27 protein-coding genes are annotated in these 23,460 nt (G+C 30.8%); 12 read left to right on the top strand and 15 right to left on the bottom strand.

Annotation, left to right across the window (positions count from 1 at the left end):
• Positions 1-6: 6 nt before the first annotated feature.
• From fdhD to VP90_RS02915, 3 genes are read right to left on the bottom strand one after another with little or no spacing between them, the layout of a single operon-like run.
• Positions 7-846 carry a formate dehydrogenase accessory sulfurtransferase FdhD gene (gene fdhD, locus VP90_RS02925; RefSeq protein ID WP_262589593.1) on the bottom strand — a complete coding sequence of 280 codons (840 nt, stop codon included), beginning with the start codon at positions 844-846 and terminating at the stop codon, positions 7-9.
• A gap of 2 nt (positions 847-848) precedes the next feature.
• Positions 849-1,325: an HPP family protein gene (locus VP90_RS02920; protein ID WP_262589592.1), complete on the bottom strand. Its 477-nt coding sequence runs from the start codon at positions 1,323-1,325 to the stop codon at positions 849-851.
• Positions 1,326-1,724, bottom strand: a complete 399-nt coding sequence (locus tag VP90_RS02915; protein ID WP_262589591.1) for an iron-sulfur cluster assembly scaffold protein — start codon at positions 1,722-1,724, stop codon at positions 1,326-1,328.
• A gap of 24 nt (positions 1,725-1,748) precedes the next feature.
• Here VP90_RS02915 and mobA point away from each other — a divergent pair, with 24 nt between their 5' ends.
• Genes mobA through VP90_RS02885 form a run of 6 tightly spaced genes read left to right on the top strand, consistent with a single transcriptional unit; the run spans position 1,749 to position 7,974 of the window.
• On the top strand, positions 1,749-2,372 hold the full coding sequence (gene mobA / locus VP90_RS02910) for a molybdenum cofactor guanylyltransferase (RefSeq protein WP_262589590.1): 624 nt from the start codon (positions 1,749-1,751) through the stop codon (positions 2,370-2,372).
• Positions 2,369-3,622: a molybdopterin molybdotransferase MoeA gene (locus tag VP90_RS02905; RefSeq protein WP_262589589.1), complete on the top strand. Its 1,254-nt coding sequence runs from the start codon at positions 2,369-2,371 to the stop codon at positions 3,620-3,622. Before mobA ends, VP90_RS02905 begins: the two co-directional genes overlap by 4 nt.
• Positions 3,623-3,671: 49 nt before the next feature.
• Complete coding sequence (locus VP90_RS02900) at positions 3,672-4,577, top strand: DMT family transporter (protein ID WP_262589588.1); 906 nt, start codon at positions 3,672-3,674, stop codon at positions 4,575-4,577.
• Between the two features lie 6 nt (positions 4,578-4,583).
• Positions 4,584-5,801: an aminopeptidase P family protein gene (locus VP90_RS02895; protein ID WP_262589587.1), complete on the top strand. Its 1,218-nt coding sequence runs from the start codon at positions 4,584-4,586 to the stop codon at positions 5,799-5,801.
• 5 nt (positions 5,802-5,806) lie between these two features.
• A complete protein-coding gene (locus tag VP90_RS02890; RefSeq protein WP_262589586.1) occupies positions 5,807-6,922 on the top strand; it encodes a serine/threonine protein kinase in 1,116 nt (371 codons plus the stop codon).
• 2 nt (positions 6,923-6,924) lie between these two features.
• Positions 6,925-7,974, top strand: coding sequence for a threonine aldolase family protein (locus VP90_RS02885; protein ID WP_262589585.1), 1,050 nt, complete (start codon positions 6,925-6,927; stop codon positions 7,972-7,974).
• Here VP90_RS02885 and VP90_RS02880 read toward each other — a convergent pair.
• The gene (locus VP90_RS02880; RefSeq protein WP_262589584.1) at positions 7,967-8,194 is read right to left on the bottom strand and encodes a hypothetical protein; all 228 of its coding nucleotides are present in this window, start codon (positions 8,192-8,194) and stop codon (positions 7,967-7,969) included. The genes VP90_RS02885 and VP90_RS02880 overlap by 8 nt on opposite strands.
• A 29-nt stretch (positions 8,195-8,223) precedes the next feature.
• On the opposite strand from VP90_RS02880, the gene VP90_RS02875 reads away from it, so the two are divergent.
• Entirely contained in the window at positions 8,224-8,694 is a 471-nt protein-coding gene (locus tag VP90_RS02875; RefSeq protein WP_262589583.1) for a GFA family protein, read from the top strand.
• On the opposite strand, the gene VP90_RS02870 is transcribed toward VP90_RS02875, so the two are convergent.
• Genes VP90_RS02870 through VP90_RS02845 form a run of 6 tightly spaced genes read right to left on the bottom strand, consistent with a single transcriptional unit; the run spans position 8,687 to position 14,476 of the window.
• Entirely contained in the window at positions 8,687-9,514 is an 828-nt protein-coding gene (locus VP90_RS02870; RefSeq protein WP_262589582.1) for a phytanoyl-CoA dioxygenase family protein, read from the bottom strand. The genes VP90_RS02875 and VP90_RS02870 overlap by 8 nt on opposite strands.
• On the bottom strand, positions 9,511-10,590 hold the full coding sequence (locus tag VP90_RS02865) for a Gfo/Idh/MocA family protein (protein WP_262589581.1): 1,080 nt from the start codon (positions 10,588-10,590) through the stop codon (positions 9,511-9,513). Before VP90_RS02865 ends, VP90_RS02870 begins: the two co-directional genes overlap by 4 nt.
• Positions 10,587-11,597 (bottom strand): Gfo/Idh/MocA family protein, encoded by a 1,011-nt coding sequence (locus VP90_RS02860; RefSeq protein ID WP_262589580.1) that lies wholly within the window; start codon positions 11,595-11,597, stop codon positions 10,587-10,589. The genes VP90_RS02865 and VP90_RS02860 overlap by 4 nt, the downstream gene beginning before the upstream one ends.
• A gap of 2 nt (positions 11,598-11,599) precedes the next feature.
• Positions 11,600-12,940 (bottom strand): pectinacetylesterase family protein, encoded by a 1,341-nt coding sequence (locus VP90_RS02855; RefSeq protein ID WP_262589579.1) that lies wholly within the window; start codon positions 12,938-12,940, stop codon positions 11,600-11,602.
• Positions 12,941-12,966: 26 nt separating this feature from the next.
• On the bottom strand, positions 12,967-13,647 hold the full coding sequence (locus VP90_RS02850; RefSeq protein WP_262589578.1) for a formylglycine-generating enzyme family protein: 681 nt from the start codon (positions 13,645-13,647) through the stop codon (positions 12,967-12,969).
• 4 nt (positions 13,648-13,651) lie between these two features.
• The gene (locus VP90_RS02845; protein ID WP_262589577.1) at positions 13,652-14,476 is read right to left on the bottom strand and encodes a phytanoyl-CoA dioxygenase family protein; all 825 of its coding nucleotides are present in this window, start codon (positions 14,474-14,476) and stop codon (positions 13,652-13,654) included.
• An 18-nt stretch (positions 14,477-14,494) separates the two neighbouring features.
• Here VP90_RS02845 and VP90_RS02840 point away from each other — a divergent pair, with 18 nt between their 5' ends.
• The 5 genes from VP90_RS02840 to ehuA all read left to right on the top strand — a co-directional run bounded on the left by VP90_RS02840 (position 14,495) and on the right by ehuA (position 18,442).
• Positions 14,495-15,283 (top strand): MOSC domain-containing protein, encoded by a 789-nt coding sequence (locus VP90_RS02840; RefSeq protein ID WP_262589576.1) that lies wholly within the window; start codon positions 14,495-14,497, stop codon positions 15,281-15,283.
• 97 nt (positions 15,284-15,380) lie between these two features.
• On the top strand, positions 15,381-16,226 hold the full coding sequence (locus tag VP90_RS02835) for a transporter substrate-binding domain-containing protein (protein WP_262589575.1): 846 nt from the start codon (positions 15,381-15,383) through the stop codon (positions 16,224-16,226).
• Between the two features lie 71 nt (positions 16,227-16,297).
• The gene (ehuC, locus tag VP90_RS02830; RefSeq protein WP_262589574.1) at positions 16,298-16,969 is read left to right on the top strand and encodes an ectoine/hydroxyectoine ABC transporter permease subunit EhuC; all 672 of its coding nucleotides are present in this window, start codon (positions 16,298-16,300) and stop codon (positions 16,967-16,969) included.
• Between the two features lie 3 nt (positions 16,970-16,972).
• A complete protein-coding gene (gene ehuD / locus VP90_RS02825) occupies positions 16,973-17,650 on the top strand; it encodes an ectoine/hydroxyectoine ABC transporter permease subunit EhuD (protein ID WP_262589572.1) in 678 nt (225 codons plus the stop codon).
• A gap of 3 nt (positions 17,651-17,653) precedes the next feature.
• Positions 17,654-18,442 (top strand): ectoine/hydroxyectoine ABC transporter ATP-binding protein EhuA, encoded by a 789-nt coding sequence (ehuA, locus tag VP90_RS02820; RefSeq protein ID WP_262589570.1) that lies wholly within the window; start codon positions 17,654-17,656, stop codon positions 18,440-18,442.
• A gap of 4 nt (positions 18,443-18,446) precedes the next feature.
• Here the strand turns inward: ehuA and VP90_RS02815 are convergent, their stop codons facing one another.
• From VP90_RS02815 to VP90_RS02795, 5 genes are read right to left on the bottom strand one after another with little or no spacing between them, the layout of a single operon-like run.
• Positions 18,447-19,760: an MFS transporter gene (locus tag VP90_RS02815; protein WP_262589569.1), complete on the bottom strand. Its 1,314-nt coding sequence runs from the start codon at positions 19,758-19,760 to the stop codon at positions 18,447-18,449.
• 31 nt (positions 19,761-19,791) lie between these two features.
• Positions 19,792-20,667, bottom strand: a complete 876-nt coding sequence (locus tag VP90_RS02810; protein ID WP_262589568.1) for a DMT family transporter — start codon at positions 20,665-20,667, stop codon at positions 19,792-19,794.
• Positions 20,664-21,587: a glutathione synthase gene (gshB, locus tag VP90_RS02805; protein ID WP_262589566.1), complete on the bottom strand. Its 924-nt coding sequence runs from the start codon at positions 21,585-21,587 to the stop codon at positions 20,664-20,666. The genes VP90_RS02810 and gshB overlap by 4 nt, the downstream gene beginning before the upstream one ends.
• The gene (locus VP90_RS02800) at positions 21,577-22,872 is read right to left on the bottom strand and encodes a glutamate--cysteine ligase (RefSeq protein ID WP_262589565.1); all 1,296 of its coding nucleotides are present in this window, start codon (positions 22,870-22,872) and stop codon (positions 21,577-21,579) included. Before VP90_RS02800 ends, gshB begins: the two co-directional genes overlap by 11 nt.
• Before the next feature lie 29 nt (positions 22,873-22,901).
• Positions 22,902-23,459: an HD domain-containing protein gene (locus VP90_RS02795; RefSeq protein ID WP_262589564.1), complete on the bottom strand. Its 558-nt coding sequence runs from the start codon at positions 23,457-23,459 to the stop codon at positions 22,902-22,904.
• Position 23,460: the final 1 nt, after the last annotated feature.

The following is a 23,460-nucleotide window of genomic DNA, read 5'->3' as shown; positions in this document are numbered from 1 at the left end:
TTTTTATTATTCCACCTTAACTTTTTTGTTATTTGTGTAAATATTAAAACTGTCCCTCTTTACGAAACCTATGAGGGTAATGTCAAACTTATTAGCTAAATCGATAGCAAGACTTGTTGGCGCACCAACCCCGATCATAATCCCAATATCTGTCATTAAAACCTTCTGAACTAGCTCAAAATTAAGTCTCCCAGAACACGTAATAAATTGGTCTTTTGGATCAAATTGGTTTTTCTCCAAAGCACAGCCGATAAGTTTGTCTAAAGCGTTGTGTCTTCCAACATCTTCTCTTAGAGCTATCAATTTTCCATCACTGTTAAATAGACCACTTGCATGGATACCACCAGTTTTGCTGAATTCAGACTGACCTTCTCTTAAAATATCAGGTGATTGAATAATTACATCTTTTGAAATTTTAGGTTCGGAGGCATTTGTCTTTGTAGTTTTAATTATCTCTAGTGCATCCAATGAAGATTTCCCACAAACACCACAAGAGGAGTTTGTTAAAAAATCTCTTTTAATTTTTGATATATTAACATTTTCTGAATTATTAAGTGTTGCTAGTATTTTATTTTGAATTTTATATTGACCAACTTTGTCTCCATAACTTTCAATGCTATCGATATCATTTAAACTTTTTACAATTTGTTCATTAAATAAAAATCCTCTTACAAGATCTTCATCATTACCAGGAGTTCTCATCGTAATAGATAAAGGTTGCTCAACCCAATTATCTTTTTCTTTGTACTTTAAAGAAATCTCTAATGGTTCTTCAATTGAAACTAAATCATCAACATCTTTAAAATTATTAGATGAATACTTTAAAACTTTATATTTTGAATTCATAATTATTTTAAAGGATAATTTTTTTGCAATAAATATTTATTGATTATGATTGCGAGTAACAAAATTATGATACATCCAAATATAATTGGATTAATTAAATAATCATAAGAAGCACTTCCAATAATAACAATTATTGGATTTCCTCCTGCAGGAGGATGAACAACATTTAATAAAATCATTAAGAACACTCCAATACCTACTGCAAATGCAATACTCATATAAATTGGAAGTGGAATAAAATTAACAAATAATACCCCCACTAAAGCAGTTAACAAATGTCCAAAGAAAACATTTTTTGGTTGAGCAAAAGGACTTTCAGGAAATCCAAACAATAAAACCATGGATGAGCCAAATGATGCTGCAATAAAATATCCAAGGGTACTTTTATAAGTTAATACTGTAAGCACTCCTATAGTGATTGTTGAAAAAAAACCTGCAATCAATGCTTTTTGTAATAATGGTTTTGTGATTTTGATCATTTAAATTTTTAATGCTTTAACAATTGTTCTTAAAGGTAAAAGCAAACATTCTTTCCTTGAAAGATTTTTTTTATCTAAAATTTCTTTAAAATCTTTCCAGTGTTTTTCTAGACTTACTCTAACATCTTCAAACAACTTTTCACCAGCTGTAACAAAATCTTTTATTTCCCTTAAGTTTTTATCCTTAATTTTTCTAGATAATAAGCTGACTGATGCTTGGCAATAAATACAAGATTTACACTGATAACCCATATCTTTTACAACGTCATCTTTGACAATTAAGCTTATTTCCATCTCATCTCCACAAATTGGATTTTTATTTTTTGATTTGTGAGTAAAGTTTTCTAAAACTTTATTATTTTCTGTGTGAGACGCGATTTCTAAAATTCTTAAATCCATTTAATTTCTTTAATTCAACTTTGAATGTTTTATATTTTATTCATGGAACATAACAATATTTTAGGAACAGTGCTAGCAGGCGGTAAGTCACAAAGGTTTGGTGAAGACAAATCTCAGATATTGCTAGCTGATAAAATATTAATTGATTACATCTTGGCAGAAATAATTAATGAATTTAAGGAAGTATTAATAGTATCAAATAATTCAATTAAATTTACTAATTCAGATAAAATTTCACTAACTGGAGATATTAAAAAGGATCTTGGTCCTCTAGGCGGAGTTCTGTCAGCAATGAAATGGGTCAAAGATCATAATAAAAACTATCAATGGATAGCAACTTTTCCAGCAGATACTCCTTTTTTTAAAAAAGAAATTTTAGAGCAATTCATTAATCAAATTGATGAAAAAGAAAGTAGTTTATTTTTTATAAAATCAAAAAATACTAGACATAACATTTTTGGCTTATGGTCGATGAATTTATTAGATCAATTAGAAAATGATCTAGAAAAAGGAGCTCGAAAAGTTGAATTGTGGGCTAATAGTATTGGAGTTAAAACAATTAATATGGAGTTTCCAAATCAAGATCCTTTCTTTAATATCAATACAAAAGAAGATTTAGAACAAGCTAAAGAATTATTAAAAAAATGATTAGTTACGATCAATCTAGAAAAATTTTAAAAAAAGCAAAAATTAAAATTAAAGATGAAACTATATTGAGTGAAAACTCTCTTAACAGAGTGATTTCAGATAACATTTATTCAAAGATTAATTATCCAGCAGGAGATAACGCTGCATTTGACGGATTTGCAGTTAAATCAAAAGATACTGATGGAATTAAGAAAAATTCACCAAAACAATTTAAAATAATTGGATCTATTGCAGCAGGAACAAAATCATTAAATAAAAAAATTAAAAAATATGATGCTGTTGAAATAATGACAGGTGGTATAATTCCAAAAGGTTTTGATACAATTATCCCAATAGAACAAATTATTTTTTATCCAAATAAAAATAATAAAAAATACATTTTAGTTAATCAAAAAATTAAAAAATTTAATCATGTGAGATTTGCAGGTTCAGACTTTAAAAAAGGTGAGATGATTGTCAAAAAAAATACAATTATTCAACCAAATCATATTTTAGCTTTTAAAACTTTGGGGATAAAAAAGATTAAAGTTAAAAAGAAAATTAATATTTTGTTTTTTTCAACAGGAAATGAAATTACTGACCAAGACGAAATCCCAAACTGGAAAGTTAGAAACTCTAATAGTCATTATATAAAAAATCTAAAAGAAAATTTTTTATTCAATTTTAAAAATGGTGGCATACTTAGAGACAACCATCAAAATATTTATAAATCTCAAATTAAAAAACTTGTAAATAGTGATACCGATATATTGATAACTTCAGGCGCTGTTTCTGCTGGAAAATATGACTATATTCCAAGTGTTGTTAAGACATTTAAATTATCCAATTATTTTAAAAGTGTAGCAATCCGACCAGGAAAACCAATTTTATTTGCCAAAATTAAAGGAAAACAAAAAGCAATCTTTGGTCTTCCAGGAAATCCAATGTCATCATCTGCTTGTTTTAGATTTTTCGTTATCCCTTTTATGGAAAACATTTTAGGGCTAAGTGAAGAACAGCCTATTAGGGCAACTTTAAAAAATAGTTTTTCTAAAAAACAGAATTTTACAAGGTTTGCAAAAAGTAAGTTAAGCACAACTAAAAATGGAAAAATAGAAGTTGAGATTTTACAAGGGCAAGAGTCTTTTAGAGTAAAATCTTTTGTTAAATCAAACATTTGGTCTTTGTTGCCAGCAGGGAAATCAAAATTTAAAAAAGGAGACATCTTAGATTGTTTTTTCCCCAACCACTCTAATCAATCTTTGATTTAGAAACGTATTTTTGTTGTAGAAAAATCTTTTTAGAATTAGATTTCTACAAATGTTAGAGTTAAGAAATCCAAAACTTGCTGTTCCAATTGTACTGTTTGCGGGTATTTTATGGTCATTTGGACCATTGGTTGTAAGATATATGGATAGTCCCAATCTTGTTCCTTGGCAGTATATATTTGGAAGAGGTTTAACTATTTTTATTCTACTTAATCTCTACTTATATTTTGAAGAGGGAAAAAATTTCTACAAAAATTACTATAAAATAGGATTATCAGGGATAGTTGGTGGCTCAGGTCTTGGGGTTGCAATGATCACGTTTATTTATTCAATAACCAATACTAGTGCTGCTGTTACTTTACTTTGTTTGGCTGCAATGCCTTTCTTTACTGCACTTTTAGCATTTTTATTTCTTAGAGAGCGAATTTCACTTAATGTTTGGATATCAATCATAATTGCTTCAGCTGGTATATTGATAATGGCTATTGGTAATACTGGTGAAAAATCTTTAATTGGTTTTGTCTTTGGACTTACTTCATCGATAGGTTTTTCAGTATTTTCAGTTTCACTAAGATGGAGAAAAGAAACTCCTAAATTTACAACAGTTGCTTTTGCTGGTTTCTTTTGTTTTGTGTTTGCATCAATTATGATTTTGTCTACTGGACAAGCATTCTTTGCTACGAGTTATAACAGCTCTTTATTTTCACTACATGGATTTTTAGTTTGTTCAGGATTAATTTTATACTCAATTGGCTCAAAAGCTATTCCAGCTGCTGAGTTAACATTATTGTCTTTAACAGAAGTCGTGGGAGGAATATTTTGGGTTTGGTTACCAATTTTAGGAATTAATGAAGTCCCATCAACAAATACAATTATTGGAGGTTTTTTTCTGTTTGTATCTTTATTCTACTACAGTTTAATTATGAGATGGAATAAACGCTACATAGCATTAAATTAAATTATTATGGAACGACCAGATTTTTTTGAACTTAAAAATGGTAAAAAAGTAAAATTACCATTTACAGATAAAGAGTATAACGATCGAGTAAGTAAACTTAGATCGGTAATGGATAAAAATAATTTAGATATGATTATTTTAACATCCATGCATAACGTTGCGTATTATACAGGTTTTATTTATTGTTCTTTTGGAAGACCATATGGATGTGTGATTACTCAAGATAAAATTTCAACAATTTCAGCCAATATTGATGCAAGCCAACCATGGCGTAGATCGCATTGTGATAACGTAATTTATACTGATTGGAAAAGAGATAATTTTTTAAGAGCAATTGTATCAATTATCGGAAGAGATGAGCCTCCTAAAAATATTGGAATTGAAAATGATCATGTCACTTTAGATATGAGAGAAAAAATAGGATCTATTTTTACTTTCTCTGTTTTTAGTGATGTTTCAAAAGATTTAATGAAACTTAGAATGATTAAATCTGATGAGGAAATTGAGATCATTCGAAATGGTGCAAGGATTGCAGATATTGGTGGTGAAGAAATAGCAAAAAATATTAGAGAAGATAATACGGAGATCGAAGTAGCAATAGCAGCAAGAGATAGAATGGAAAGGGAGATTGTTAAAAGTTATCCAGGTGCAGAGTACATGGATACTTGGGTATGGTTTCAATCTGGTATCAATACTGATGGAGCTCACAATCCAAAGACTAATAGAAAATTAGTTAAAGGAGACATTTTATCTTTAAATACTTTCCCAATGATTTCAGGTTATTACACTGCACTAGAGCGAACTTTGTTTTTGGATGATGCAGATGATGCCTCACTTAAAGCTTGGGAAGCAAATGTCAAAGTACACGAGCGTGGATTAGAATTAATTAAACCAGGTGCAAAATGTTCAGACATTTGTCATGAGCTAAATGAATTGTTTGCAGAACTTGGTTATCTTCAATACCGAACATTTGGCTATGGTCATTCATTTGGTATGCTTTCACACTTTTATGGAAGAGAAGCTGGTTTAGAATTAAGAGAAGATATTGATACTGTTCTTGAGGAAAATATGGTGGTGTCTATGGAGCCAATGATAATGATCCCAGAAGGTAATCCTGGTGCTGGTGGATATAGAGAACACGATATTTTAGTAATAGGTAAAGATGGAGCAGAAAATATTACAAAATTTCCTTTCGGGCCTGAGCATAATATTATAAAAAACTAACCTTTATGAGTGAGAATAAAACTATTGTTAATAGTTGGAATGAGTGGGATCCGTTAAAACATGTTATTGTTGGAAGAGCGGATGGCACTTGTATTCCAGCACCAGAGCCAGCATTAGATGCAAAAGTTCCTGAAGATAGTGATATGCGAGGACAGTTTGGTCCAAGAACTAAAGACACTGTCGATAAAGCAAATGAATTATTAGATAACTTTTCAAACATTCTTCAAAAAAGAGGCATTAAAGTTGATCGACCAACACCAATTGATTTTAATCAAAAAACATCAACACCTGATTGGGAAGCAGAAACTATGTTTGGTTGCATGCCTCCAAGAGATGTTTTGTTAACTGTAGGTAATGAAATTTTAGAAGCAACAATGAGTTATAGATGTCGTTGGTTTGAATATTTATGTTACCGACCACTTCTTAAAGATTATTACAATCAAGACCCTAACATGAGACACGAGTCTGCTCCAAAACCTAGACTAACAGATGCAGATTATAGAAAAGATTATCTATCGGATAAAATTGGTGTTCAAAAAAGATTAGAGTGGACTGAGAAAAAATATTTTGTAACTACTGAAGAAGAGCCATTGTTTGATGCAGCGGATGTATTGAGATTTGGAAAAGACTTGGTTGTTCAACATGGATTTACAACTAATTTAAAAGGAATTGATTGGCTAAAGAGACATTATAAAGATCATAGAGTACACGCAGTAAATTTCCCAGGAGATCCATATCCTATTCACATTGATGCAACCTTTACTCCAATAAAAGAAGGTTTAATTATCAACAATCCTCAAAGAAGATTGCCAAAAGAACAAAGAAAACTTTTTGAAGATAATGGATGGGAAATTGTTGATAGTGCTCAACCAGCACATAACGAACCACCGCCACTTTGTTATTCGTCAACATGGTTATCAATGAACGTTTTAGTTTTAGATCCTAAAACAGTTTGTGTTGAGAAAAGTGAAATCTATCAAGCTGAACAATTAGATAAATTAGGAATGGAAGTAGTACCTGTAGAATTAAGAGATGCCTATGCATTTGGTGGAGGACTTCATTGTTGTACAGCAGATGTATATAGAGAAGGTACTTTAAAAGATTATTTTCCAAAACAATAACAATGGCTAAAATAAAAACAAAAAGAGAGCGAGTTAAATTCGCCTCCGATAATGTTGCGGGTGCTTGCCCTGAGGTATTAGAGGCAATCATTAAAGCAAATGAAGGAGATAGCACTCCTTATGGAAATGATCCTTTGTCAACAGAGTTACAAGATAAGTTTTCAGAAATATTTGAAAAAGAAGTTATTGTTTTTCCAACTGCATCAGGAACAGCCGCAAATGCTTTAGCTTTATCAACCATGACACCTTCTTATGGGAATATTTATTGTCATAAGATGTCTCACATCAATACTGATGAATGTGGTGCGCCTGAATTTTATACAGGGGGTGGAAAATTAATCCCTTTAACTGGAGTAATGGGAAAAATCACTGCAGAAGAATTGCACCAATCGATAGGTGGAAAAGGAATTGTACATCACACCCAACCTTCTTCAGTTAGCATTACTCAAGTGTGTGAAACAGGCGAAGTTTATCAATTAGACGAAATAAAAAAAATTGCAGAGATAACTCACAAACATAAACTAAATTTACATATGGATGGTGCTAGATTTGCTAATGCATTGGTATCTTTAGGTGTAACTCCTGCTGAAATGACTTGGAAATCAGGCGTAGATGTATTGTCATTTGGAGCAACTAAAAATGGATGTTTAGCGGCTGAAGCAATTATATTTTTTAATAAAGAATTAGTAGGGGATATTGCTTTTTTAATGAAAAGAGCAGGGCACTTATTATCTAAAATGCGTTTTGTATCTGCTCAATTAGATGCCTACATTTCAAATGATGTTTGGTTGAGAAACGCAAAACATGCTAATGCAATGGGCAAAAAATTAAGTGATGGTCTAAGCAAGCATAATGATATTGAAATTGCTTATCCAACGGAAGCAAATGAAGTTTTCGCTAAATTTCCAAGAGAAAAAATAGAACATCTTAATTCGGAAGGTTACAAGATGAATGAAGAAGAATTGGATGGCAAAGCTGTGAGGCTAGTTGCTGCTTGGAATACTAAAGATAGCGATGTTGATGAATTGTTAAATACAATTAAAGCTAACTAGGATTCTCTTTTAAAAATTCAATATACTTTATAACTTCATCAAATTGTTCATCAGGAATATCTTTGTAACTTGCATTGAATTTGCTTTTTACGCATATAGCTACATGAGCATAGGGGTTTCTTCCTTTAGGGTGATTTGGATGGTCCGGTAATTGTCCCACCAAATAATCGCCAGCTTCCTGAATAATTTTCCAGAGTTTACTTGCGTTTTCTTTGTTCATATTATTTTAAAATATTATAGTCTTTAATTATGTCAGATAAAGAAATTCATCAAGGTGGCTGTGCTTGTGGAGAAAACAGATATGAAACAACTGGTAATCCAGAACGAGCTAGAGTTTGTCACTGTAGATATTGCCAACTAAGATCAGGAAGTCCTTTTGGTGTTGGTGCTTGGTTTAAAGAAGAAAATGTAAAACACCATTCACAACATTATAATCAATATAAATTTGTAACAGAGAGTGGAAATACTTTTGAAACAAATTTTTGTAAAAAATGTGGAACCAGTGTTTATTGGACAATATCAGCACCTGCTTTAAAAGGTTTAACAGCTATTGCTGCTGCAACATTTGACCCACCAAGTTTTTGGTTTGGTGTATCAGGTGAAATTTTTACAAGATCAAAAGCACCTTATATTGATATTAAATGTGAAGAACAATTTGAAACATCACCTACTTACAATCCAACTAAACAGGATGAAGATAGGTTTGATGGATCTAAATAGATTTACTTTCCCATAAAAGAGGAAAATATTCTTCATCTAACAAATCACTATTTTCTTTTTTATATTTTTTATAAGTCTTAGCTGTTCCACCTTCATTTGTTGGATGAAATTTAGCATTACTCGGAACACAATGAGAAACGATTGCTCGTCGATTGTTACTTGAAGTATTTATTCCCGATCCATGCCAGGTGAAGCCATGATGAAATGAAACACCACCAGCTGGTACTTCTACATAAGCAACTTCTATTTGTTTATTATTTTTTTCAGCAAAAATATTTAATTCTTTTTTATAATCTTCAGGGGAGTGAAATTCTCCTTTAGGAGGTTGAAGACCCCATTTATGAGAGCCTTTAATATACTCTAATGTTCCAGTTTCTTTTGAAGTATCATCTAATGACATCCAACAAGTCATCATGATTTGTGGAATAAGCCAATCATCATAAGCAGCATCTTGATGAAAACCTAAGGTTTTTCCTCCTGGCGGTTTCCATAAAACATTATCCTGAACCAATCTTGCACCTTGCCAATTCATTAAACGAGAGCAAACTTCACCAATTATTTTATGACAAACTACTTTTTTTATTAAATTATCTGCTTTCCAAGCATTACAGATTTGACGAGTAACATCTTCAGGATCTTTACCAAATTTCCAGTTCCACTCATCTGGCTCAATTCCTGTTTCAAAATTACCTTTAAATAAAGGCTCAAATTTATTTCTAAGATCTTCAATATAATTTAAATCTAAAAAGTTATCTAAAATCAAAAAACCATTATTATTAAACTCTTCAATTAAACTCTCATTGAGCTCAAAGTTTATCATGAATTATTCGGTAACCATGAATGATAAAGTGGATTATCTTTATCTATTGGAAGTTTAATGTTTTTATTTTGTCTCGAAGAATCGTAGACAGCAGTAACAAATTCTAAAGATTTTCTAGCATCTGATAAAGTTACCTCATCACTAGTAGATCCATCTAATTTATTTGCAATTTCTTCAAACATACCTGCATACCAAGATTGTGGTTCTTTTACTTTTAACAACACTTCATCTATTTGAGATTGAGTAACTGGGGATCTTGGTAAAAAATGCCACTCATCATCAGCTGGACTGTAGGGTTTATCTGGAGATGCTCCAGACTCAGCTGTTAATCCTTCAAAACAAAATCGAAGTCTGCTGGTATCATTTGCAGCACCAAGTGTAATTGAGCTTGTAACAAGTGTTCCATTTTCCATTTCAATTGATAAAGCTGCACAATCTTCAACTTCAATATCATTTACTCTAGTTGATAATTTTGCAAATACATTTGAAACTTGACCTAAGATCATGCTCACTAAGTCATGAATATGTATCGAATGACTTAATATAGCTCCACCTTGTTCACCTTCCCAAGTTCCTCTCCAAGGTTTTGAATAGTAATCTTTTCCTCTATTCCAATGCGTTTCTAAAGAAGCAACTAATGGTTTTCCTGCTAAACCAGATTTTATTAATGCTTTTAATTTTGAAAATCCTAGACCATATCGATATTGGAAAACTGGAAAAATAATTTTACCAGTTTCTTTACTGATCTTTTCTAATTGATCTACTTCTTTAAGACTTGATACTAATGGTTTTTCACAAATTACATGTTTTCCAGCTTCCATTACTTTTTTACAAGCTGAAAAATGTAAGTGGGGTGGAAGACATATATCAATGATATCTATTTCTTTTACTTTTAATACATCATCAAAATTAAGTGATACCTTAGTATCAGTGTCATTTGGCAAAAAGTTATCAATAGCTTCTCTTGTAAGCCCACATAAAGTGTGAACATTAAATCTCTCTTTAACTTTTTGAAAATCTTCATAGTGTTTAGCGCCAATGTTAGTTCCTATAATTGCTACTTGATACTTTTTCATTTTGTTTCAGCTTTTAATTGTGCTTTTATTGCAAGTTCCATTGAAAGATAAGTTAATTCCTGAGAGCAAGCAGTTTCAGTTCTGTTGATTACATCATTAATTAAATTTCTAAAGTAGGGGAGCTTAACATCAGAGCAATCGATGTATTTAACTTCTTCATTATTAGCTAAATATAAATGATTTCCTTTTTTTGATTTTGCTAAATCTGTATATTTTCTTATTTCTATATAGCCTTTATCTCCAAGGATTAATAATCTCCCATCTCCCCACGTTGGAAGTGCATCTGGAGTAAACCAATCTAATCTAATATAGCCATGTCCATTATTTCCAGTTAGATTAACTTCTCCAAAATCTTGAAAACCAGGTTTTTCCTTTTTGGTAGTATTTTCTACAAGAGAATGATTAATTTTCGCTTCGTTTGAATTTGTAAATACTAAAAACTGATGAATTTGATGTGAGCCAATATCAGTAATTATCCCTCCATAACTTTCTCGATCATAAAACCAATCAGGTCTTTCATAGTTACCTTGTCGATGTGGACCGGTACCAATTGTTTGCTTTATTTTACCAATTTTTCCTTCGTTAATTAATTCTTCAGCTTTAGCAACAGCCGCAACATGAAACCTTTCTGAAAAATTAACTGACCAAATTTTTCCAGTTTCTTTTACTGTTTGTTTAAGTTCATTTAATTGATCTAAAGTAGTACAACCTGGTTTATCGACAATCACATCTTTTCCAGCTTTTAAAGCTTCTATTGAATTGTTAGCTCTATCTTTAGGCACTGAAGATATTAAAATCATATCAATTGATGGATCATTTAATATTTCTTCCTTGTTTTCTTTTCTTTTAATATTTGGATATTTTGAATTAAACTCTTTTAAAGTTAATGGATTATCTCCAGTCCAAAAATGATCACACGTACATCCTTCTTTTAACATTTCATCTAACATGTCAAAGATGTGACCATGATCTATACCAATAACACCAAGATTTAATACTTTTTTCATAATTATTTTTTTATTTGTAGATAAACTTTGAAAAAACTTTCATCTGGAGATGTGCCCCAGATTTTATCATTAAGCATTCCGTTAAAATAATAAATTTCTGATCTATCTTTACCACTTAATATATCAAGTTTAATAGATCCGTTTAACTCACCATTCGGGTTTATATTAATTTCTGCTGTTTCGTAATGATCCTTTGAACCAGTTTTTAATTTACTTGGTTTGATAAAGAAGATTAGTTTTCCATTTTTAATTTCAAGTTTTCCATTACCAATTTTTTTATTTTTACCATCTTCCGATACTCGATGTAATTTGAATTTATATTCTCCATCAAATAATTTTGATTTTTTATTAATTTCAGCTTTTTTTTCATCACTAAGCAAATAATCAACAACAACTGCATTTCCTTTTCTATCTATCCAATTATTGACTGCTTCTTGAAGACTCATATCAAAGTAGTTCTTAGTATAAGTTTTATTATCCCAAGCTAAGACGTGTCCCCAATCTTCAAATCCTGAAATTTTTCTTTTGTCAGCTTCAATACTAAATCCAGCGTTATAAAACTCTAAATCTTTCTTGATTGCTTTTTTTAAAGCTAATTTATCTTTAATTGGGTCCGCATATCTGTCTCCAATATTCCAAATAAAAAATACATCCTTTATATTATTTTTTTCAAAGTTCTTTCTTGATGGAAAACAACTAACCCAACTATTGTTACAAGCTTCCATGGATCCTTTATAAATAAAGCTTCGATCATTATTTTTTTCAAAAATTTCATAAAATCTAGTTGTTTCCTCATCGAACCAGAAACTATCCACTAAAACCCTTACATTGTTATACCGTCCAATTCTTTCGGCATGAAATCCAATACCTATTGCTCCTGCAGAATAACCTAAAAATATAATCTCATCTGCTTGTTTAAGCTGATCATTAAGTTGGTCTAAAACATCATTGACTATTACTCTTCCTTTGAAAGGAATTTCTTTACCATCTACAATGTTGAAATGGTTACCTTGATAAAGATCACTAGAACAATAAGGAATAAACACCATATTATAATTTTTATCCTCAACATCTTTCTCTATGGCTTGTCCAAAATAATGAGGTTTTAATTCAGGAGATTTCATACCCTCAGATCGCGATTTGTATTCATCAGCATTTCGTGCAACACCACCACCCGGTAAAATTATTGCCCATTTTTTTGATTTTGCTTTTTTAATTGTAAATGTAGCTTGCTCACCATTGTTACAAATAGCATCGGGATTTTTAGTAAGTTTTAACTCGTTTGAAAAACTAGAGCTGATAGTAAAAATTAAAAAAAATAATGTAATAAAAAATTTTATCATTCAATAATTTTTGGATTTTTAAAATATTAGTCGAAGGCACATCTAAAACCAACATAAATTGCATAGAAATTAGATGGTTTGTATTGCGCTCCACTTTTAGAAGTCTTAGAACCTCCATACCACCAAGAAGCACCGGCTGTTAATGAATTATCATTTTTTTGATCGTCGATCCATTCCCAAACATTTCCTCCCATCGCAACTAAACCATTAATTCCGTCTGGTAGTTTAGTTACATCAATATGTTTGTCATAATTTAATAATCCTTGAGAATTCATATTTTTTGCTTCATCCCCACTTGGGTATTTATAGACTTTGCCTTTTTCAAACTCTGAAGAATTAAATACCTGCTTGTATGCAGCGTAAGACCATTCATCAAAAGTGGGCAGTCTACCATCTATTGATTTACAGTAATCCTCAGCTTCGTATCTACTAACATGTACCGCTGGTTCTAATTCACTATCAGGATTTTCACCGTACGGGGTTTTATATGTCCAACCAGCTCTTTTTTCCCAACCAGCACCCCATTCATATCCACCACCAGTTTTCTCTGCTTCAGTGATTAAATTATTTTTTTTGGCATAATTTTTAAATTCTTGGATAGTAATTTCATATTTATTTAAAGAAAAATTTCCAAAATCAATTTTGGTGTTTTCAAAGGCAAATGTTTTAGAAAATAAAAAAAAACTTAGGATAATAAGTTTTTTCATTTAATTAGTAGGACCCCTTTTTTTCTGAACCGTTATAAAAGATTTCTTGTAGATATTTATTTTCTCTAATTCTTAAAGACTTGCCTTCCTCACTCATTAATGAATTAGCACGATTAATAACTTCGTGATATTGATATTCATCTTTTCCTCTAGCAATTTGAACACTATTTTTTCCTAAAATTTGTTTAACATTAGTTCCTATGTAACTTTGAACTACAAAACCAATTCTTCTATCATTACTTTTATTTATTCCAGAGCCATGAACTATTCTTGGGTGATGTAAAGACATTTGACCTGCTTTAAGCTCTACGGGTTTAACTTCATTTTCTGGCACTCCTTCTACTGTTTGACCACGTGTTAATAGGTTTCCTTCATTAAACTTTTGGTTATGATCTTTTAGTTCGATATGAGACTTAGGCCACATTCTCATGCAACCATTTTCATTATTTGAATTCGTAATTGCTATCCATGCAGTAACCCAATTATGAGGTTCTAACCCAATATATTTTGCATCTTGATGATAACTTACAAATCCCTCTTGTTTAGGGTTTTTAATAAATAAAGTAGTACTACAAACTAAAATATTTTTTCCAATAATACTTTCAACTGCATCAAGAATTTTAGAATTATGAACAATCGCATCTAGTTTAGGAGAGATTAAGTGAATATTGTATCTGCCAGATTTATCAATTTCATTTGGCATTTCTTTTTCAATTAGCTCAATTTCATTTCTTGCTTCTAAAGCTTCTTCTTCAGTCAAAATATCTAGGGGTGCTACATATCCTTCTTCATTGTACTGTTTCAGTTGATTTGAATTAAGATAAGTCATATTATTTTTAAAGATTATATGAGTGCTATTATTACTTCAATACATAACTGTCCTGTAAAATCGATTTCATTTCAAAATATTGAAAATTGTAAAATTAATAAAAGTGTTGGTATAGAAGGTGATAGAGTTTTTGCTTTTTCACAAAATCTTAATTTAGATCAATCTGTAGAATTCGAAAAAAATCCTGAAACAAGAAAAGGTAAATGGAATAAAATCGTAACACTTAAAAACACACCAGTGTTTAATAAGTATAATTTTTTACATGAGGATAATAAGTTAACTTTAACGCTAAATAATACAGAAATTATTACTGTTAACGTTAATGAAACAAATGAAAGAGATGATCTTGTAAGAAAATTAATTGAACTAGAGGGGTCTTTAAAAAACGATATGAGACTTATGAGAAATGACGAGTATCCTTTTTATGATACCTCTATATCTAATAAGTCTATGTTTAGAAACTCAATTTCTCTTTTAAATATTAATAGTATTAAAGATTTTGGAAATAAAATTGATCAAAAAATTGAAAAATCTATTTTTAGAGGCAATCTATATTTTGATGGAATAGATGCTTGGGAAGAAAGAAACTGGATTGGTAAAATTATAAAAATAAATGATGTTTTCTTTAAAGTTGAAAAAAATATTCCAAGATGTGTTGCAATAAACTTAAAACCTGAAACAGATGATAATTCTTTCAATTTACTTAAAACTTTAAAACAAACTTACGATCATTATGACATGGGTGTTTATCTGACACCTGAAAATGATGGTGAAATAAATTTATTAGAAAAAATCTTTATAAAATAAATTACAGACAACTCAGGATTGAATATTTATTTCAATTACCCTGTACACATACCCCCCAATCTGGTTAACTTTATCAAAACATAACGAAGGGGATATAATGAGAAAAATATATAAGACTTTAACTGTTTTATTTGTTCTTCTGTTTAGTATTTCGACTGTTAATGCAAAAACATTAACTGAAAGGCTTGCAGATGGTCACAAATTAAGACTAGGTTTTGGTACTGCTGTGCCATGGGCATATGCTGGAGATAATGGTGAAGCATTAGGTTTTGTAAACATGATTGCTTTAACTGTTTTAGAAGAAATGGGAATTACTGAGCATGAAACTAAAGTTTTTGAATGGTCAGGTCTTATTCCAGGAATAAATGCTGACAGATCAGACATGATTACTGGTGGTATGTACATTCTAAAAAGCAGATGTGCCAACATTGATTTTTCAGATCCAATCGGAGTATTTGGTGATGCGATGTTAGTTCCAAAAGGTAACCCTAAAGGAATTAATAATTACGAGGATGTTATAAGAACTGGAGCTAAACTTGTAACAGGAACTGGTTTTAACACTGTAGAAGCTGCAAAAAAAGCTGGTGTTCCAGATAGCCAAATGCTTTTAGTAGAAGGTGAAGTTGGTATTTTAGCAGCAATGAAAGCTGGAAGAGCTGATGCTGCTGTACAAACTTTCTTTGGTGCAAAAGAGCATGAGGAAAAAACTGGTGGAGCTTTTGAAGTAACTGATCCTAAATTAATGCCTAAAGAAACTGTAAACGTAGTAGGTATTGGTTTTAGAAAAAGTGATAGTAAATTCAGAGATGCTTTCAACGTAGCTTTAGCTAAAGTTTTAGCTAATCCTGATAAAATGTTAGAGAGAGCTGGTAAGTATGGTTATGATAGAGCTCAACTACCTCCCGCTGACATGACTACAGAGTGGGCTTGCTCAACTAAATAATTTACATTATTAAAAAATTAAACCAGGCAACTCGATTGTTGCCTGGTTTTTAAAATCTAAAGGAAAATACTTTGACATATTTTGAATTTTTAAACGAACATGGCGTTACACTTTTGTTAGGAACAGTAACCACAGTAAAAGTACTTGTTTGTTCTATGATTCTATATGTGATTATTTCCATGATTTTTGGTCTGATGAGGCTCTCTAAAAATCGAGCGATACAAGGGATTGCTACAGTATATATAGAATTTTTCAGAGGAACTTCTTTATTGGTTCAATTATTTTGGGCCTATTATGTATTACCTTTTTTTGGAATATCACTTGAAGCATTTACAGCAGGAGTAGTGGCACTTGGTTTAAATTTTGGTGCTTATGGTGCAGAAATAGTTAGAGCAGGAATACTTGCAGTCCCTAAGGGACAATGGGAGGCGGCACATGCTTTAAATTTTACTCCAGCAAAAAGAATTAAAAGAATTATTATTCCACAAATATTTCCAATAATTCTTCCGCCTGCAGCAAATTTAACTGTCGAATTGTTAAAAGCGACAGCATTAGTTGCATTGGTAACAGTTGTGGATTTAACTTTTGAAGCAAAACAAATTAATTCAATTACTTGGTTATCTGCTCAGTGTTTTGGAACAGCACTACTGATTTATTATATTATTGCTAGATTTGCATTAGTCCCATTTTTAAGATGGTTAGAAGTGTTGGCAGCTAGAAAAGTTGGAAAGGAAAGAATTTAAGTTATGCAAATGGGATGGAGATGGGATTTTACATTTGAAATATTGCCACAAATGGCAATTGCAACTTTAAATACTATTCTTGCAGCTGGTGTAGGTTATGCAATTGCTTTAATAGTTGGTTTATTTTTTTTACTAGGTCAAAAAACTCCTTTTAAAATTGTTAACTGGATTAATAGAGAAATAGTAGAGTTTATAAGATCGACACCACTTTTGATTCAGTTATTTTTTGTTTATTTTGTATTACCACAATTTGGAATTACCCTATCAGCTTGGGTTTGTGGAATGATTACTATTGGTCTTCATTTTGGAACTTATTTATCTGAAGTTTATAGAGGTGCTTTGGAAGGAGTTCCAAAATCTCAATGGGAAGCATGTAGAGCTCTTAATTTTTCAACAATTTATACTTACAGAAGAATAGTTCTGCCACAGGCATTTCCTATTGCTATACCGGGCATGGGTAATTATTTAGTAGGTATCTTTAAAGATACACCGTTACTTTCAACAATAGGAGTTGCAGAATTATTCCATGCAGCAACAGCAGTGGGTGGATATAATTATAGATATTTAGAACCTTATACTTTGGTTGGACTTATATTTTTAACTCTTTCAATTCCTGCTGCAATGTGGGTTAGAAAATTAGAAAATGATGTTAATAAAGCACAAGGAAAAATAAAAAAATAAATTATGAAAAATGCATCTGACGAAATAATTGTAAAATTTGATCAAGTAACCAAACAATATGGTGACCTAGTAGTTTTGGATAAATTAAATCTAGATATTAAAAAAAATGAGATGGTTTCAATAATTGGACCTTCGGGATCAGGTAAAACCACAGTTCTTAGAGTTTTGATGACTTTAGAAAAAATAAACGGAGGTGTAATTAATCTCGACGGAGAACCTCTAACACATATGAATGAAAATGGTAACCTTGTTGAGGCAAGCGAAAAGTATTTAAGAGAAAGACGTTCAAAAATTGGGATGGTGTTTCAGCAATTTAATTTGTTTCCCCATATGACAGCTTTACAAAATTGCATAGAAGCACCAATTGAAGTTTTAGGTCTTAAAAAAGAAGAAGCAGAGGAAAGAGCTTTGGAATTATTGGAGTTAGTAGGTTTGACAGATAAAAAAGACCAACACCCAAGTAGGCTTTCAGGAGGTCAACAACAAAGGGTTGCTATAGCAAGAGCTCTTGCAATGAGACCTAAAGTTATGCTTTTAGATGAAATAACTTCTGCGCTTGATCCTGAGGTAGTAGGAGAAGTATTAAACGTTATTCGTTCCCTTAATAAAGAGCACAGTTTGACTATGATAATGGTCACTCACCAAATGGGTTTTGCGCGTGAGATTTCTGATAGAGTTTGTTTTTTTAATGAAGGTAAAATATTTGAGGAAGGGCCACCAGAAAAATTATTTGGAGATCCTCAAAACGAAAGAACTAAACAATTTTTACATGCAGTATTAGACTCGCATTAAAAATTTAATAATTTTTAATTTCAGGATTATCAGTTTTAGAAGTTTCTTCCAATGTTGCTGGAGTATCTGGGTCTAATTCTAATCCAGCAGGTGTAATGGTTGCAGGCACAGGTGTAAATGTAGAATCTGGATTATCGACTGTTTCTCTTACTCTCATTCTATATAAGCCAAATGCTCCAATTAAAGCATGGACTATAATTAAAAATCCAAAAAATCCATTTAATCCAAACCATTCCATAAACAATGAACATAAAATTGGACCACTTATTGCACCAACACCAAAAATTAATTGAAGTCCTCCTCCAGCAGCAACGAATTTAGACTTTGGAACAAAGTCATTAGTGTGCGCAAGATTTAATGAAAATAATGGAAGGCATAAACTTGAATAAAGACCAACCGCAATAAAGAAAACTATTTTTTTAAATGCAAGTTCATCCATATAATAAATATTTTGTATAGGATCATTAGATGTTAAAATTGATAATAATGCTAAAGCAGAACTTCCAAATGTTGTTACAATAATTACTCTTCTTCTATCGTATTGATCTGAAAAATATCCAATTGGTCCTTGACCAAAAACACCTGCAATCGTTGCAATAAATAAAAGAATTGAAGTTTCAAATAAACTTAGTTTAGCAAGAGTTGCATAAACTGAGATCAATGAAAAAAATGCAGCATGAATTACTCCAGTGAAAAAAGAACTAAAAGTTCCAAGAGGAGAAATTTCATAAAGTTCTTTAATACTAATTGTTTCAATTTTTTTAAATTTAGGAGCTGGTCTTTTAGTTAGTAGAATTGGAACAAGCGCTAAAGATAAAAGCACAGATACCAAAATAAAAGGTTCATATGCTTTTGGTTCACTTAAGTTAAGTAATAACATTCCAACTGCAAGACCAAAATAAATTACCATCATGTATGCAGATAATAATTGTCCTCTATTTTTATTTGTTGCTCTGTCGTTTAACCAACTTTCAGTGACAACATAACAACTAACCAAACTGATACCTGTTATAAATCTACTTACTGTCCACATAAATGGATTTACATAAACTACTGCAAGCAATGCACTAAGTGATGCAAGGGATGCAAAAGCTGCAAACACTCTGATGTGGCCAACCTTAGATACAAAATTTGGAGTTGTTCTTGAGCCAATAAAATAACCAACATAATAACCTGACATGAATATTCCTGTGGTAAATACACTAAAGTCTTCAAGTACAGATCTAATACCCATTATCTGCATTTGTAATCCATGAGCTATCATCATGGTTCCAATACCTATAAATAGAGCCCAGGATTTTTTTACTTCTTTTTGCATTTCTAAATTTTAAGTATTAATAAATTGCGCGCTAAGTAGTTTTGGTTTGTGTTTTTTTTATGGCTAGGAATGAGTGAATAGCGATTGTTAAAATGATCACCACTCCTCCTTGAATTGTCTCCATTGAAGGTTGTTCTTTAACAACCATCCACACCCAAATAGGTCCCAAAACCGTTTCCATTAGAAAGAATAGATTTACCTCAGCTCCTGTTATGTATCTTGGAGCTAGTGTTACCAACACAAATGGAATTGCCACACAAAGGATACACATCGCTGGAATGATGTAAATATCATTATCTTTTAGCTCAAATGTATCGATAAAGAATAAAGCAACTAATGCTACGACCAGTTTACCAACCACAGCTGAAGGAACTAGGTTAAGGCTTTTTCCAGCTCTGATGATTGTTGCTCCTGCAGCAAGACCGCACGCAGTAATAAAACCTAAAATATCACCAAAAATATTTCCTAATTTCACAGAGTCGTAAAATATATAAAGAACACTTAAAAACGTAATTGCTATAGCAACTAAAGTATTTCGATCTGGTTTTTCTTTTAAAAATATTGCACCAAAAATAGCTGACAACATTGGCGCAAGTGCAATCATAACAAGCGTGTTTGCAACATTTGTGTTTTGAATTGATAATACAAAAGTAATATTAGTTACGGAAAACGTAACTATATAAGCAACACCATAAATTGAATTTCCATAAAGTAATTTAAAAAAACTTGATTTGTAAATAAACAACATTCCAGCAAATACAGTTACAAAAGGAATGATACCTCTATAAAAAACTAATCCCCAAGTATCTACATTTGAAAGCCTAATAAATAAACTATCAGGAGTGATAAACATCACTGCAACAAAAGCCATTAACGAACCTTTTTGTTGATCAGTTAAATTATTCATGCTTTTAACTCTTTCCAAAAAGTTTTTGCTAAGTTTATTCCAGATAAATCAAAAAAAGTTTTAAGTCCTGTAGGAGAAGTAACATTGATGTCTCCATTTAATTTTTGATCTATAAAATCAATCCCTGCAAAATATATATTTTCTTTTTTTAAATCTTTAGCAATTAACTTTGAAATTTTATTTTCTTGCTTTGTTAAATTGATATTAATCGGTTTAGCACCTTTGCTCATATTACTTAAATAAGATCCCTTCTTAGGAACTCTAGAAATTGCACCACAAACTTTTCCATTAATTATAAAAACTCTTTTGTCTCCTTTATTTATTTTAGGTAAAAATTTTTGACACATAATATGATCATGTTTTTTAATAAATTTATTGATAAGTTTTGAATTAAATTTGTTTAATAAGTGAATATCATTACCACTATAACTATGAATAGGTTTGATAATTACTTTTTTATATTTTTTAATAAAATTTTTGATTTCATTTGTATCCTGAGAAAAAAGTGTATCAGGCATATATTTTAAATATTTGGTTGAATATAACTTTTCAGAAATATTTCTAATAGATGTTGGATTATTGATAATTTTAACTTTATTTTTAATAAAATCTAAAATGTAAGTCGTTGAAATATATTCTAGATTAAATGGGGGATCTTGACGGATTAAAATAAACTTACACTTTGTAAGGTCTAAAGTTTGTTTTTTAATGATTTTGTAAAATTTTTTGTCTTGATAATTGAACTTAATGAAGAAACCTTTAGCTAAAACTTTTTTGTTAATTATTGATAGATCTTTTGGATCGTAATAAAAAATCTTATATTTATTTTGAATTTCGTTAGCTAAAAAAACACTAGTATCAGTTACAGGGTTTAATGTAGAGGGATGATTGCCTTGAACAGCTACTATTTTATTTGTCATATAATTCTTCTAAATTTTCATCTTTCGAAAATTTACTAATCATATGATCTGCATTTGTAGTCTTATTATCAACTACATTTTGTAAATGATTTAAGAAGATAGTTTCGTTGTTCCCTTTTTTACTAATAATGTCTCTTTTCTCTAATCCTTTTCTAGAAATGTCTAGAAGAGCAGAAGTCCAGTACAATAAGTCTTTACCCATTAATTGAGTATTAAATCCTTTTTGAGGAGCTTCTAAATAAGCATTGATTATTTTATCTGTTTCCCATGAAGAGACTAGTTCGTATGCTTCATCTAAATTTCCATACAACATACCAATATTGAAAGCTGGTCCAGCACATAAGCAATCCCAACCACAGGTATCCATTGATCTAAGCTCAATATATTTCTTCAGTCTATTTTCAGTGAAGATTGTGCTTAAGTGGGTTGTAAGATCAGCTTCAGTTGGAAGTCTATTTCCTATTTCTTCAATTTTTCCATCCATGAAATCTTTAAATGTATATTTTCTTCCAGAAATATACTGATCATTATGTTGAATGAATAAAATTGGAAAGTTTATTACAAATTCTGCATATTTTTCAAAATCTAAACTTTCAAAAAATAATTTAGGCAAACCTCCTCTTGAAGTGCTTTGCCATACTTTAGATCTGTAAGATAAATAATTACTGTTCTTTTTTTCAACTATTGATGAGTTTGCAAATAGTGCAATTGAAATAGGAACAATAGAATTAGCTAGTTTAAATTTTTTAATAAAATCTTCTTCTGAATTGTAATCAATATTTAATTGTGTTCCACACGTTCGATACATCATATCTAAACTAAGCTCTCCACCTAGTGGCATGTCTTTTGTCATTAACTCATAACGTTGCTTAGGATTGTTTGGAATATCTTCTAATTTTGAAATAGGATCAAAACCTGCACTAACTATTTTGATATCTAATTTTTTTGTAACTTGTTTTAATTCAAATAAATAATCTTGAGACTCTGCACATGCTTCATGCATATGGTTTAACTTGTCACCTGATAATTCAATTTGGTTACCAGGTTCTAGTGTAATATTTTTACCACCTTTATTTAGACCAATAATGTTTTCTTTTTCAAAAACAGGGTTCCAGCCAAACTCAGTTAAGGCTGTAAACATTTCTTTTACTTTAGGGTAATCAATTCTTTTATTGTCTTTAGTATTGAACAAGAACTTTTCATGTTCGATACCAATTCTAAAATCTTTATCTTCTTTGATTCCAGATTTAAAATATTCAATAATTTTTTCTTTACTGTTAATCATGCGCTTTAGATAGTGGATTTTAATTTAATTTAAAGTAAAGAATAGGGCTTTCTTGAGAATATTTTCCTAACCATTGGCGCAAATTCCTCTAATTTCATACTTTTATAGTCTGGATCAAAAGAAGCCTGGTCCCATTTCTCACAAAACTCTACAGCATCATTAAAATATTTATGATCTTTATATTTATCTCTTTGATTTTGATTCTTTCCAAGATGATGCGCGTAATAATACATTTGAAACTCACCATGCTTTTGAATGATCCAATGTGTTTTTTCTGAAACGTAGGGTTTTAAAACTGAAGCTGCATATTCTGAATGATTAATAGGAGCTAACTCATCTCCAATATCATGTAACAAAGCTGCAACTACCATTTCTTCATCTGCATTATCTTTAAAAGCTCTTGTTGCAGTCTGAAGAGAGTGTTCAAGTCTAGTTATTTTATATCCTTCTAAAGTAGAATTTAATCCACTCATAAATTTTAATATTCGATCAGCAGTACCATCAATATATTTTTGTTCATACTCATCAAGCAACAAGTACTCATCCTTGGTTCCATTTTTCATTTCAGTAAAATTTACTGTTTTCATA

Source organism: Candidatus Pelagibacter ubique HIMB140, from assembly GCF_025558165.1.
GTDB lineage: Bacteria > Pseudomonadota > Alphaproteobacteria > Pelagibacterales > Pelagibacteraceae > Pelagibacter > Pelagibacter ubique_T.
Note: the sequence above shows the minus strand (reverse complement) of the source record. Positions and strands in the feature narration are given on the sequence as shown.

Excerpts from the sequence above, each read along its gene's own strand:
- ehuA (WP_262589570.1), top strand. The coding sequence starts at position 17,654 with ATGAAAAATGCATCTGACGAAATAATTGTAAAATTTGATCAAGTAACC.
- VP90_RS02850 (WP_262589578.1), bottom strand. The coding sequence starts at position 13,647 with ATGAAAAAACTTATTATCCTAAGTTTTTTTTTATTTTCTAAAACATTT.
- VP90_RS02840 (WP_262589576.1), top strand. The coding sequence starts at position 14,495 with ATGAGTGCTATTATTACTTCAATACATAACTGTCCTGTAAAATCGATT.
- VP90_RS02795 (WP_262589564.1), bottom strand. The coding sequence starts at position 23,459 with ATGAAAACAGTAAATTTTACTGAAATGAAAAATGGAACCAAGGATGAG.
- VP90_RS02895 (WP_262589587.1), top strand. The coding sequence starts at position 4,584 with ATGGAACGACCAGATTTTTTTGAACTTAAAAATGGTAAAAAAGTAAAA.
- VP90_RS02885 (WP_262589585.1), top strand. The coding sequence starts at position 6,925 with ATGGCTAAAATAAAAACAAAAAGAGAGCGAGTTAAATTCGCCTCCGAT.
- VP90_RS02875 (WP_262589583.1), top strand. The coding sequence starts at position 8,224 with ATGTCAGATAAAGAAATTCATCAAGGTGGCTGTGCTTGTGGAGAAAAC.
- VP90_RS02800 (WP_262589565.1), bottom strand. The coding sequence starts at position 22,872 with ATGATTAACAGTAAAGAAAAAATTATTGAATATTTTAAATCTGGAATC.
- VP90_RS02890 (WP_262589586.1), top strand. The coding sequence starts at position 5,807 with ATGAGTGAGAATAAAACTATTGTTAATAGTTGGAATGAGTGGGATCCG.
- VP90_RS02900 (WP_262589588.1), top strand. The coding sequence starts at position 3,672 with ATGTTAGAGTTAAGAAATCCAAAACTTGCTGTTCCAATTGTACTGTTT.
- VP90_RS02865 (WP_262589581.1), bottom strand. The coding sequence starts at position 10,590 with ATGAAAAAGTATCAAGTAGCAATTATAGGAACTAACATTGGCGCTAAA.
- VP90_RS02880 (WP_262589584.1), bottom strand. The coding sequence starts at position 8,194 with ATGAACAAAGAAAACGCAAGTAAACTCTGGAAAATTATTCAGGAAGCT.
- VP90_RS02870 (WP_262589582.1), bottom strand. The coding sequence starts at position 9,514 with ATGATAAACTTTGAGCTCAATGAGAGTTTAATTGAAGAGTTTAATAAT.
- VP90_RS02915 (WP_262589591.1), bottom strand. The coding sequence starts at position 1,724 with ATGGATTTAAGAATTTTAGAAATCGCGTCTCACACAGAAAATAATAAA.
- ehuD (WP_262589572.1), top strand. The coding sequence starts at position 16,973 with ATGCAAATGGGATGGAGATGGGATTTTACATTTGAAATATTGCCACAA.
- VP90_RS02835 (WP_262589575.1), top strand. The coding sequence starts at position 15,381 with ATGAGAAAAATATATAAGACTTTAACTGTTTTATTTGTTCTTCTGTTT.
- VP90_RS02860 (WP_262589580.1), bottom strand. The coding sequence starts at position 11,597 with ATGAAAAAAGTATTAAATCTTGGTGTTATTGGTATAGATCATGGTCAC.
- VP90_RS02905 (WP_262589589.1), top strand. The coding sequence starts at position 2,369 with ATGATTAGTTACGATCAATCTAGAAAAATTTTAAAAAAAGCAAAAATT.
- VP90_RS02845 (WP_262589577.1), bottom strand. The coding sequence starts at position 14,476 with ATGACTTATCTTAATTCAAATCAACTGAAACAGTACAATGAAGAAGGA.
- VP90_RS02855 (WP_262589579.1), bottom strand. The coding sequence starts at position 12,940 with ATGATAAAATTTTTTATTACATTATTTTTTTTAATTTTTACTATCAGC.
- fdhD (WP_262589593.1), bottom strand. The coding sequence starts at position 846 with ATGAATTCAAAATATAAAGTTTTAAAGTATTCATCTAATAATTTTAAA.
- VP90_RS02810 (WP_262589568.1), bottom strand. The coding sequence starts at position 20,667 with ATGAATAATTTAACTGATCAACAAAAAGGTTCGTTAATGGCTTTTGTT.
- VP90_RS02920 (WP_262589592.1), bottom strand. The coding sequence starts at position 1,325 with ATGATCAAAATCACAAAACCATTATTACAAAAAGCATTGATTGCAGGT.
- gshB (WP_262589566.1), bottom strand. The coding sequence starts at position 21,587 with ATGACAAATAAAATAGTAGCTGTTCAAGGCAATCATCCCTCTACATTA.
- mobA (WP_262589590.1), top strand. The coding sequence starts at position 1,749 with ATGTTTTATATTTTATTCATGGAACATAACAATATTTTAGGAACAGTG.
- VP90_RS02815 (WP_262589569.1), bottom strand. The coding sequence starts at position 19,760 with ATGCAAAAAGAAGTAAAAAAATCCTGGGCTCTATTTATAGGTATTGGA.